This is a genomic window from Nonlabens sp. YIK11 (genome assembly GCF_001413925.1).
Taxonomy (GTDB): Bacteria; Bacteroidota; Bacteroidia; order Flavobacteriales; family Flavobacteriaceae; genus Nonlabens.
In genome coordinates, this window is sequence record NZ_LBMJ01000001.1 from 848911 (window position 1) to 861744 (window position 12834).

The 12834-nt window shown below is 41.7% G+C and carries 6 protein-coding genes; 3 read left to right on the top strand and 3 right to left on the bottom strand.

The features are described from left to right. Positions 1-13 precede the first annotated feature (13 nt). Positions 14-1342 (bottom strand): dGTP triphosphohydrolase, encoded by a 1329-nt coding sequence (dgt, locus tag AAU57_RS03915; RefSeq protein ID WP_055411684.1) that lies wholly within the window; start codon positions 1340-1342, stop codon positions 14-16. A gap of 153 nt (positions 1343-1495) precedes the next feature. Here dgt and AAU57_RS03920 point away from each other — a divergent pair, with 153 nt between their 5' ends. From AAU57_RS03920 to AAU57_RS03930, 3 genes are all read left to right on the top strand, one after another. After that, positions 1496-4309, top strand: a complete 2814-nt coding sequence (locus tag AAU57_RS03920; protein WP_055411685.1) for a TonB-dependent receptor — start codon at positions 1496-1498, stop codon at positions 4307-4309. Positions 4310-4340: 31 nt separating this feature from the next. Then, the gene (locus AAU57_RS03925) at positions 4341-5534 is read left to right on the top strand and encodes a hypothetical protein (protein WP_055411686.1); all 1194 of its coding nucleotides are present in this window, start codon (positions 4341-4343) and stop codon (positions 5532-5534) included. 192 nt (positions 5535-5726) lie between these two features. Then, positions 5727-7994, top strand: a complete 2268-nt coding sequence (locus tag AAU57_RS03930) for an inorganic phosphate transporter (protein WP_055411687.1) — start codon at positions 5727-5729, stop codon at positions 7992-7994. A gap of 154 nt (positions 7995-8148) precedes the next feature. On the opposite strand, the gene AAU57_RS03935 is transcribed toward AAU57_RS03930, so the two are convergent. Continuing rightward, entirely contained in the window at positions 8149-11658 is a 3510-nt protein-coding gene (locus AAU57_RS03935; RefSeq protein ID WP_055411688.1) for an efflux RND transporter permease subunit, read from the bottom strand. A gap of 2 nt (positions 11659-11660) precedes the next feature. After that, on the bottom strand, positions 11661-12833 hold the full coding sequence (locus AAU57_RS03940) for an efflux RND transporter periplasmic adaptor subunit (protein ID WP_055413660.1): 1173 nt from the start codon (positions 12831-12833) through the stop codon (positions 11661-11663). Between the last annotated feature and the right edge of the window lies 1 nt (position 12834).

A 12834-nucleotide genomic window follows, 5' to 3' on the forward strand; every position in this document is an offset into this window, starting at 1 on the left:
TTTTATGATAATCTTAAATTTTCCCGTTGATGATGTGAAATAATCGGGAAGATTTGGTATCAGTGAGTGATGCCACATAACAGCAAGCCGCTAGTAATCTGTCGTATAGACCTTCTGAAACTAATGCGGATGCGGGTAAAATTTCCAAAATCAATCGATCGTAACTGGAGACTTGACCATTCAAATGATTGACACTCGCTGTGATTACGGCGTCAAGGATAGACGTCAATATCTTGTATCCCGCAATTTCCTTCTCCACTACATCTGGATGGCGGTACAGTTGCTCTCTAGTAATGGAAAGTATATCCTCAATTTGTGGCTTGAACCTGGACAAATCTGTAAGAGATGTAGTGAGACTGCCATCCAATAGAGCATTTTGCCTGTCCATAAATACATTGACGCAATCCGTAATTAGGCTACCAATGGCTAGAGATCTTAAATATGCGATGCGATCTGCCGTGGTGGTCAGAGCCGTGTAGGTGTCCGTTTTTATGTTGTCTCGTACGAGATTGATGAGCAGTTCCAGCGCATGATCTTCGGCAATGTGGCCTAAGTTGATGGCATCTTCAAAATCAATAATAGTGTAGCAAATATCATCTGCAGCCTCAACCAGGTAGGTCAATGGATGGCGATGAAATGGCTGATTCTCATCTGTGGAATTAAGTCCTAGTTCTAGAGCGACATCGTTGAAATGTTCCACATCTGCCTGGAAAATTCCATATTTCTTTTGAGATATGTGTGTGGTGGGCTTCTTTGGCAAAGACTCTTTCGGGTATTTCACAAAGGCTCCTAAGGTCGCATAAGAAAGTCTAAGACCACCTGGCGATCCAGCTACCGTTTTGTTAAGCAGGTGATATCCATTGGCATTTCCTTCAAAATCAAGCAGGTCTTGTTGTTGCTTTCGCGAAAGCGAACTCATCAAAGCATTTCCCTTCTCACTGGCAAAATAACTGCCTATAGCCTTTTCACCACTGTGACCGAAGGGTGGATTTCCTATATCGTGAGCCAGCGCTGCTGCTGCCACAATGGCGCCAAAATCCTGATGCTGGTACCCGTTTTCCTGTAATTCTGGATGCTTTTCCAGCAGGTGCTTTCCAGCCATACGACCCAAGGATCGCCCTACTACCGAAACCTCTAGGCTATGCGTCAACCTTGTATGCACAAAACCCGTCTGGCTTAAAGGAATTACCTGCGTTTTATCCTGCAGACTGCGGAACTGTGAGGAAAAAATAATACGGTCATAATCCACCTCAAAACCCAGTCGCAAATCGTCCTGATCCTTTCTGTCCCTGGGCGTGGTGTCGCCATGTTTTTTAAGAGAAAGGAGCTGTAGCCAGTTCATATTATTTTTTGTTGCAATATAAGTACCATAAGGTAAATGAAGGGCATAACATGGCTTAACCGTTTCTTAACAATCCCGATCATAAAGCTAATACTGTAATAACCTATCCAAGTGCATTAAGATTGTTTTTTTGTAACCTCAAAACGAAGCGTAATGAACAGATTGATTTTCATTTTATCTTTTTTTATAACTGTGGTGGCTTCTGCCCAAACAGGTAAGGTAAATGGGTTGCTTACAGACAAAGATTCTCAAACTGCAGATGAACCAGTGTCGTTTGCGTCTGTGGTATTAAAGGGCACTAACTATGGCGCTCAATCAGATATTGATGGTAAGTATACCATCACAGCTCCTGCAGGAACTTACACTCTTGTAGTTTCCTTTGTAGGTATGAAGACAGTGGAGATCCCAGATGTGGTCGTGAGAAACGGATTTACCACAACCGTTGATGTAGCGATGAGTGCAGAGGCTGCATCTCTAGATGCGGTATCCATAACAGTGACGAAATCCCGCGAGAGCGCAGAGGCTTTGCTACAAGAGCAAAAGAAATCAGTAACGATCGTACAGTCTATTGGTGCAGAAGAGCTTTCTCAAAAAGGGGTAAGTGATGCCTCTGGAGCAGTTGCAAAAATATCTGGAGTATCAAAACAGGAAAGCAGCAGCAATGTTTATGTTCGAGGCTTAGGTGACCGCTACCAAAACTCCTCCTTAAATGGTTTATCACTTCCATCAACTGATGTGAATAAGAAAAACATTGATCTTGATATTTTCTCTTCTGATGTTATTGAGAGTATTGATGTGAGTAAGGCATATGACGTCCGTTTCTTTGGAGATTTTTCTGCAGGAAATGTGAATGTAAGATCTAAAAAACATACGGGTAATAGTTTCATCAACATTTCACTGGGAAGTGGTGCAAATACTAATGCCATAGGAGAGGATTTTCTAAGAATGGATGGCGCGAGTTTCTTTGGTTACTACAATAAATATGACAATGATCCATTTGCTGTTTTATTATCCCATGGTCTTGATCCAGTAGATGGATATGCTCCAGTGAACATTGACGCGAGTATTGATGGTGGTCATACCATTAAGTTTAATAACGATATGAGATTGAGTATTTATGGATCTGCAAGTTTTTCTAATGGTTCTTATTTCCAGACTGGTGTAGCGCGCGATTATACAAACGTTCTAAAGGTGGACTTTCCTGCAGTCGAAGAATTTAGTTATACGGCAAGAACTACCGCACAGGCTAACATTGATTTTAGTATTGATAGCTATAATCGATTTAAGTTGGTGAATTTGTTTGTAAACAAATCAGCAAATGAGGTTTCTAATTATGGTATCAATGGTTTAGGTTTTAATCGTGATGCTAACGATAGTGAAGATGGATATTTTGTAAGAAACACACAGTTCAACCAAGACAGAGTTCACGTAACCCAATTATTAGGTGAGCATGAAGTGACAGATAGTTGGACAATCAATTGGGGAGCTGCGTACAACAAAGTTTTTTCTGACGAACCAGACAGACGTAGAAATACGCTTGAGGATTATCAGTTTGCCCTTGATAATGACCCTACAACAAATCCAAATTTATTCTCAAACATTGCCTTTGATAACCAGAGATTTACTCAGGCAGTTCAGGATGACGAATGGACTGGTTTTCTTAACGTAGAGAAAAAATTAAATGATAAAGTCAAGCTTAATCTGCGCTATAGCGGTAAGGTAAAGGAGAGAGATTTTACGTCTTATAGATATGGGTATGAGGTAGAACTTAATGGAAGCGACGTTCCAGTTCTTCACGTCAATAATCTTGATGCGATCTTCAACTTGAATAACCTAAATACAGATGGGAATGGCGTTTATAATACTGTAGTACTCAATCCTATTTCTAATGAAATTGGAAACACGAATGTTCCAGGACTGCCAGAAAATATCTATAACGGTGAGATGAGCTACCAAGGTGTTAGCGCAAATGCAGAAATCAACATAGGTAAATTATTAGTAATCCCAGGATTACGCTTTGAAACGTGGGATCAAAGCATTACTTACGACGTAGTGAATTTACCACCTAATGATCCAGGCTTGAGAAGTGTTTATGAAAACATCTTGTTACCTAGCTTGAACTTGAAATATGCCTTAACTGATGATATCAACTTGAGAGGATCATACAGTCAGACAGCCTCATTACCAGAGTTTAAAGAAGTGGCACCTTTTGTCTATGAAGATGTAACCGTTAGATATGGTGGTAACCCAGACTTACTTGGTGGTAGAGATGGTAGCGGCCCAACTTACTCAACCATTAACAATGTTGACTTAAAATTTGAATGGTTTTTCAATAAGTCAGAAGTGCTGTCTGTTGGAGGTTTTTACAAACAAATTAACGATCCTGTCAACAGAGTTGTTGCAGCAGATGCTACTGGGACACAGCGTTATTTCAGGACTGGTGATAGTGCAGATGTTGTAGGTGTTGAATTGGAAACTAGAATTGGAGTCATCAAAGATCAAGAGGATGACAATGTATTAGTTGCTGGCCTTAACATGGCTTACACGCATACCACTCAGGATCTTAAAAATATATCAGGAGATAACGTGACTTATACCACGTCCTTCGACCGTGATGAGATTGAACTGCAGGGCGCGTCTCCATTTATATTCAATGCAGACTTGACTTATACTCCAACCTTTAATACCTACAAACCTACTGCATCGCTAGTGGCATCCTATTTTAGTGATCGTATTTCTGCGATTGGTGCTGGTTCTTTGGGAGATATAGTAGAAAAATCAGTGACGACTCTTGATTTTGTATGGAGCAGTCCTTTATCTGAAAACTTAAGTCTGAAATTTAGCGCTAAAAACCTACTTAATCCTGACATCGAGTATGTTAGAGAAGAAACCAGTAGTGGTGATATCACCATAAGTAGCTTTAAAGTTGGTGTGAACTTAGGCATGAGTCTTAAATATAAATTCTAAAACAATCAAATAATCAATAAAAACTGAAGCAATGAAACTGAATAAACTTTTAATACTGTTTTTATCTGCTATTGCACTTACTAATTGTACGAGCGATGATACTGCAGATATCGTAATCAACATAAATAATGGCGGTACAGGTACGAGTGGTGCTGTGAATATTAGCGGTGTCTACACAGAGAATCTAACACTAGATGCAAACACAGAATATCTTATCAATGGTCCATTGTTGATGAGTAGAGGTACCACGCTTACTATTCCTGCAGGTACTACACTTAAAGCACAGCCAGTAGGTGTTAATGCGTATATCGCAATACAGCAAGGAGCAAGAATTGATGCTCGCGGTACTCAAAGCAATCCTATCGTATTGACTTCTGCAGCAGCAGATCCTCAATCTGGAGATTGGGGTGGCTTGATCATATTAGGAAATGCACCTATCAATTCGACTGCTGCTGGTTCTACAGACACTGCAACTTCTGAAGTTGGACAACTTTCTTATGGTGGTAATGAAGTAGCTGATAATTCTGGAACTATTTCTTACCTACGTATTGAATATGCAGGTGGAGCAATCGACGGAAATGCAGAATTGAACGGTCTTTCTTTATACGCAGTTGGAAATGGAACAAGTATCGATCACGTTCAGGTTTACCTAGGATCCGATGATGGTGTCGAATTCTTTGGTGGTACGGTAAATCTTGATTTTGTTTCAGTAGTTGGAGCAGAGGACGATTCTATTGACTGGACAGAAGGTTATAGAGGTAACTTGTCTAACGTTTATGTAGAGCAGCTAGCTAGTGCAGATGGAGACAGTGGATTTGAAATGGATGGTTTCAATACAGATTTCTCTCTAGAAGACACTTCTTTACTATCAAGACCAACCGTGAGCAACGTAAGTATTGTTGGTAACAATGACAACAGTAGAGCATTTAGAGTTCGTGCAGGATCTGGCGGAATCTTCACAAATGTCGTAATATCAAACACAGGTAGAGGTGTTGTAGTAGAAGATGACGAGTCTGCCTTCAGAACAAGCGATAACATACCAGACGACTTATTGTTTACTGATGTAGCCTTTACAAACGTGACTACAGAGTATTCTTATGGATTTGAAACTGGAGTAGGAACCGCAAACCCAGCACCAACTCAAGCTGATGTTATAAAAGGTACCTCTGCAAATGCAACAGGTACAGATTATGCCACTTGGGGTGCAGGTTGGACTAGAAACTAAGTATCAATAAAGACATCCTGCATGTTAATTTAAAGAAAGCTGCCTTCAAATGGGCAGCTTTTTTATTGCGGTAAAGCTGGTATGGAATACGCTTTCGTGAAAGCGAACTAAAACACTCCTATATTTATAACCTTATCATAACGTACAAGTTCCAGCAAAAGACCATTTTTGCGGATTAATATTTCTATAAAAATGGGAGACATTTATATCTACATGCTCATCATTCTCGCCGGTCTGGCGATCACTGACCTTGTTGTTGGTGTTAGTAATGATGCGGTAAACTTCTTGAACAGTGCCATAGGTTCCAAGGCCATAAGCTTCAAGACCATCATGATCATTGCCAGTCTGGGAATCGCGCTGGGCGCGCTATCCAGCAGCGGTATGATGGAAGTGGCACGTAAGGGAATCTTTAATCCAGGTGAGTTCTACTTTGACGAGATCATGATCGTCTTTATGGCTGTGATGATTACAGACGTCCTCTTGTTGGACTTCTTCAACAGTATGGGATTGCCTACATCCACTACGGTTTCCATCGTTTTTGAATTGTTGGGTGCCGCGGTTTGTATGTCGTTGCTCAAGATAGGCGAGAGCGACACAGAGACTTTTCTGGATCTGGGCAAGTATATCGCCAGTGATACGGCCATAGAGATTGTTAGCGGCATCCTACTATCGGTGGTTATTGCCTTTACTATAGGTGCGCTGGTGCAGTTTTTATCGCGATTGATGCTGACCTTTAATTACAGCAAAAGACCCGCTTTTCTGGCCGGTATTTTTGGCGGTCTTTCCCTAACCAGCTTGTATTACTTCATCCTTGTCAAAGGACTTAAAGGCGCAGACCTGGGCGCGCTTAATTTTATATTTGATTACACGACAGACGTTTATACCACTTTAGGTTATGGATTCATATTTTGGTTGGTATTCAGTTTGATCTATGTGTACGTCTTGAAATGGGATATCTATAAACTGATTATCATTTTGGGAACCTTTGGTCTTGCGATGGCTTTTGCCGGTAATGACCTTGTGAATTTCATTGGTGTGCCAATAGGTGCCTACGATGCCTACAACGTATGGTCTGCAGCAGGTTCGCCAGCAGACTTTACCATGGATGCACTTGCAGGTCAACTGCCTAGCCAGAGATGGTTATTACTACTCGCGGGTGTTGTAATGGTATTGACTTTATGGTTCTCGTCTAAAGCCCAAGCGGTAGTGAAGACTTCTGTAGACCTCGCGAGACAAGACAGCGGTACAGAGCGTTTCAAATCTAACGCCTTGTCTAGATACCTTGTACGTTACTCCATTCTAGCCGCCGAAGGCGTTGAACGCATCATGCCTGCCAAAGCAAGTGCCTACATCTCAAAAAGATTTGAGAAGGCACCATCGCTGGGAATCGTTTCAAAAAATGCAGATAAACCGGCCTTTGACTACGTTAGAGCGTCAGTCAACCTAATGGTGGCAAGTATACTTATTTCTTTGGCAACATCCTATAAGTTACCATTATCCACGACTTATGTGACCTTTATGGTGGCTATGGGAACCTCGCTGGCAGATAAAGCTTGGGGAACAGAAAGCGCGGTGTACCGTATTGCTGGAGTTCTTAACGTAATAGGTGGTTGGTTCTTTACTGCCTTTAGTGCGTTTACCGCAGCTGCGATATTTGCCTATATCATTTATTGGGGTGGCTTTTATGCTATTATAGGATTGGTCGTTCTTGCCGTGGTCTTGATCACACGCAGTTTTATCATGCACAAGCGATCACAGACACAACAAAAGGTGACTGACGAGCTTCAAAAGGCCGAAAGCAACACCATACAAGGAATTATCGAGGAAAGCTCTGAAACGGTCGCTACCGTCTTTAAACGTGCTAGAGATATGTATAGCAACACGCTGGAAGGATTGATTACCCAAGATCTGGGTAGTCTTAAATCGGGTCGCAAGGCCACCAAAAAACTGGCGGTAGAAATCGATGGTTTGCGCAACAACATCTACTTTTTTATCAAAAACCTTGATGAAAAAAGTATAGGAGCCAGTAAATTCTACATCGACGTGTTGGGACATTTACAGGATATTTCCCAGTCGTTGGAATACATCTCGCGTTCCAGTACAGACCACATCAACAACAATCACAAGAGCCTTAAGTTTACGCAGATCAAGGATTTAAAAGAGATCATTGAGCGCATTCAGAAGATTTTTGACGATTCTAAAAAGATCTTTAAGTCTAAGGAATTTAGCGGTCTTGAGAAGATCATTTACGAGAAGCGCGAGTTGCTTCAACTGGTGGACAGCAAGATTGAAAAGCAGGTCAAGCGCACAAAGAATACTGACGAGTCTCCTAAAAACACCACGCTATACTTCGGTTTGTTGCTCGAGACCAGAGACCTTATGAACGTGACCATTCAGGTGGCAGAGCAGTACTATTCAGAATACGACGCGAGCAGGTTCGATAACGAGGAAAGCGAGTAAAAGTAGTAAGGATTGAATAGGGTTCGCTTTCGCGAAAGCGAACTACTTCAACATCTCTTTGATATAAATACAGTACCTCACATTCCCGAATTGAGGACAATAAAAAAATCCCAACCATGAACCGGTTGGGATTTACTTTTTAAGCACTTTTAAGTTATGCTGCCGTTTGGGTTGGGATTTCTTCACCTTCTTCAGGTTGGTCCCCAAACTTCCTACGGAATCTTAGCTTTGCCCTGTGTACCAAGTAGAGCAATACAGGTATGATGATAAGTGTCAGGAACGTCGCAAACAACAATCCAAAGATTACCGTCCAGGCCAGTGGTCCCCAGAAAATCACATTGTCACCACCCATGTAAATGTTAGGATCAAACTCACTAAATAGCGAGAAGAAGTCAATATTCAAACCTATGGCCAGTGGTATAAGTCCTAGAACTGTTGTGATTGCCGTAAGTAATACAGGTCGCAAACGGGCCTTTCCAGCTTGAACGATCGCGTTAAATGAATCCTCTTTACTTATAAGGTATTTGTCATCATCGATTCCCAACTCTTCACGTCTTTTAAGTTTTAGAATGTCCACGTAGTCAATAAGAACCACACTGTTGTTTACCACAATACCAGCGAGCGAGATAATTCCCATCATGGTCATCATGATCACAAATGGCCATCCTGTAATCATCAAGCCTAGGAATACCCCAATAAAACTTAGGAAGATGGAGATCATGATTATGGTAGGTTTTGAAATACCGCTAAACTGAAAGATGAGAATGAAGAAAATCAAAGCCAGTCCGCCTAAAAGTGCGGTCATCAAGAATGCTTGCTGCTTGTTTTGCTCTTCTAGCTGCCCAGTATAGTCGATTTTAATATCATCAGGAAGATTCTCAAAATCCAGCATCTCATTCTGTATCTGTGCCACAGCGGCGCCAGCATCGGTATAACCTGGTTTGAGCGCACTGTACACGGTGACCACACGTTTGTTGTCCTTGTGCTTGATGGCACTAAAACCGCTAACATTCTCCTGTGTAGTCACTGCACTTACAGGCACTTCACGCACCTGACCGCTCGCCATATCTCTAAACGTAATACGCTGATTGAATAGCGCACTGCGATCATAGCGGTTCTCGTCATTGAATCTAACATAGATGTCATAATCCTCGCCATCCTTTTTGTAGACACCAGCTTTTTCACCAAAAATAGATCTGCGCAATTGCTGTCCTACTTGTCCAGCGCTAATGCCTAATTCTCCTGCTTTCTCGCGATCGACTTTGACTTGTAAAGCAGGCTTGCTTTTGTTCACATCGATTTTAAGTTCGTCTACCGGTGCGATGTTTTTCTCATTCAAGAATTTCACCATACGGTTTGCTGTTGCGATAAGCTCACCATAATCTTCACCTTGAAGCTCAATATTCACAGGATAACCTGCTGGTGGTCCTGCTTGGTCTTTTTCAACACTTATGGCGATACCAGGAAATTTGCCTTGAACGGCTTCTTGGACCTTTTTACGCAGTACCTCACTGTCTTTACCATTACGATATTTATATTCTCGCATGGAAGCCGTTATTTTCCCTTTATTGGGCATTTCGGCAGCGCTACCGCCATCTGTTTGTGGGTTACCGGCACCTTCACCTACCTGGGAAACGGCGCTTTCTACTAGGAAGTTTTCACCGTCTTCAATGTATTCTGGATCATTGAGAACTTCATAAACGACATCTTCAATCTCTTTGGTAGTCCTATTGGTCTTGGCAATAGAGGTACCTTCAGGATACTCAATATAAACGATGATCTGGTTGGGTTTGTTCTCTGGGAAGAATTCCACTTTTGTTCTACCACTAGCTACAGATACACCAAAGTAGAGGAACAACACCGTTACAAACATGACCAACATACCTGCTGTAAGATAGTAGGGCTTTTTCCCTCTCAAGGCATATTTCAAAAAGCGCTCATAGGCATTGTCCAGTCTTTTCAACGTGTTCTTCTGGAATCTTAGAGTCCATCCTTTTACCACGTATTTGTAAAGCCATAAAAGAATAACGGTCACCACCATCACAGATCCAATACCGCGTATCGCACCACCAAAAATCATGATGAGTATTCCTATGCCGCCCATGATGGCCGTGATGTAAATCAAGTTCTTGAAAGGAATCTTTTTCTCATCCACACTCATGAACTTGGACACTAACATGGAATTGAAGAATATGGCCACTATCAGTGAACTACCCAACACAATGGAAAGTGTGATAGGGAAATACTTCATAAATTCTCCCATAACGCCAGGCCATAAACCGATTGGGACAAAAGCCGCCACGGTAGTCAATGTCGAGATGATGATAGGCACGGCGATTTCACCGATACCGATTTTTGCTGCTTTGATGCGTGACATTCCTTCTTCATCCATCAATCTGTAGACGTTCTCAACCACCACAATACCATTATCCACAAGCATTCCTAGTCCCATAATCATGGCAAAAAGGATCATTGTGTTTAAGGTGTATCCTAAAAAGCTTAGAATAATAAAACTCATAAGCATGGACATAGGGATCGCAAAACCAACAAATAAGGCATTTCTAAAGCCTAAGAAGAACATGAGAACTGTGACCACGAGAATCACCCCAAAAATGATATTGTTTACAAGGTCGTCCACTTGATTGAGCGTACGGCTGGAACCATCGTTCGTAATAGTGATCTCCACATCATCTGGAATCCTGTCGTTTTCTTGTGATGCGGCTATGATCTCCCGAATGCTTTCTGCAGCTTCAATGGTGTTTTTACCAGATTGCTTTTTGACATCAATCATCACCACTGGATCACCAAATTCCCGTGCGAAGGTTGTTTTATCTTCTTCTTGAAAGTGAACCTCTGCAATGTCAGTTAGGTAAATAGGTCCTTTCTCGTTTTTGACCACAAAGTTTTCCAGCTGGTCAGGTCGAGTAATTTCTCCTAAAATACGGATGGTACGTCGCTGACTTTCGGTTTTGATGTTACCGGCACTCATGGTAGCATTACCACCAGAAACGGCATTGATTACATTATCAAAGCTCACTTGAGCTGCCGTCATTTTGTAGATGTCGACAGCAACTTCAACCTCTAGTTCTTGAGCACCACGTATACTGGCTTCTTTGATCTGGTCCAGACCTTCAATCTCATCCTGCAGGTATTCTGCATATTCCTTGAGCTCGCGTACGGTATAATCACCACGCAAGTTGATGTTCATGATAGGCATTTCTTCACTCAGCTTGAGGTCAAAAATGTTGGGCTCAATCTTGGCATTATTGAAAGTAGGCCAGTCCTCATTAGAGGTCTCTACATCAACTTCATCCTTTACTTTTTGTTTGGCCTCTTCAACGCTTACTTTTTCATCAAACTCTACCGTGATGATGGAGTAATCCTCTTGTGAGGTGGATAGAATCTCCACCACATTAGAGAGGTTTTTTAACTTGTCCTCTAAAGGCTCTGTGATGAGTCGCTCAATGTCTTCAGCAGTGTTACCTGGGTAGACGCTGGATATGTAGATTTTAGTCTCTTTTACCTCTGGATAGTCTTCTCTAGGCATGGCAAAATAGCCTTGAATTCCCAATACGAGAACCAAGCCTATTATGATCCATATCACCGTGGAATTATTGATCGCCCATGAGGAGAGACCAAATTCCTTTTCGCTTTTCTTTCCCATTGTTATGCTTTTATTCTAATTTGTTGATCGTCCTTCACGCTACGTGCTCCTTCAACGATAATGACATCGCCTACTTCTAGACCGTTTACGATCTCGATCATGTTGTCGCTTGTTTTACCGGTTTTAATCAGTTTCCTTTTCGCGACAGCGGTATCAAAATCATCTCCAGATTGACGATCCACGGCGACCATCACATATTGCTCACCATCTTGATTTTCACTAATCACGGCAAGAGGAATCAAAATGGCCTCTTTGTTAGTGTAGTCGTTGATTTTTAGCTTGGCCGTTAGGTTAGGCTTCACGTTCTTCTTTTCATTCTTTACGGGAACTTCAATAGAAAACGAACGGTTGGCAGGATTGATGAATGAACTGGCCTGACGCACTTTACTGTCCATTTTTTCACCTAAAACTGGGAATTCAATTTGCACATCAGTACCTTCATTGATGGATGCAATGTAGGTTTCTGGCACTTCTACCTCGATGTACATGTTATCTAGGTTGACAAGTCTAAAAAGTTCTGTCATACCAGGAGACACGACATTGCCTTGTTCTGTCATTACATTGTCAATTACTCCAGCAAATGGTGCTTTCACGACAGATTTAGCAAGTTGCTGTTGCATGGAATTAATCGCATTTTGTTGGGATTCATAGTTAGCTTTTGCCTGTAGGTATTGAATTTCAGATCCTATGTTTTGATCCCACAATCTCTTTTGTCTTTCAAATGTCGTTTTAGCGAGTTGCGCCTGGACTTTCATTTGTTCGATCTGTTGAGAGAGACCACCGTCATCAATTTTGGCAAGAGTTTGTCCTTTAGACACCTTTTGACCTTCAGTCACATAGACGCGCTGCAGTATTCCTGAAGTTTCTGCCTTAACGGTAATGTTTTGTTTAGTATCTACACTACCTTGAAGCTCGATATAGTGGTTGAACAACGTATCCTCGATAGGTTCCACACTCACGAGCGATCCTTCTTTTTTTACACTGTTTTTGTCCAGGTAGGATTCAATGGCTTTGATCTCATCTTCCAGTTCCTTCTTCTGGTTGAGTAATTCTGTTTTCTTTTGTGAGATCGATTCTGTATCACCGTTGGCAATAAGTTCGTCCACGCTGGGCTCGCCACCACCACAGGCAACGATTACAGGCAATAACAGTAGGTATAAATATTTAGTTTTCATA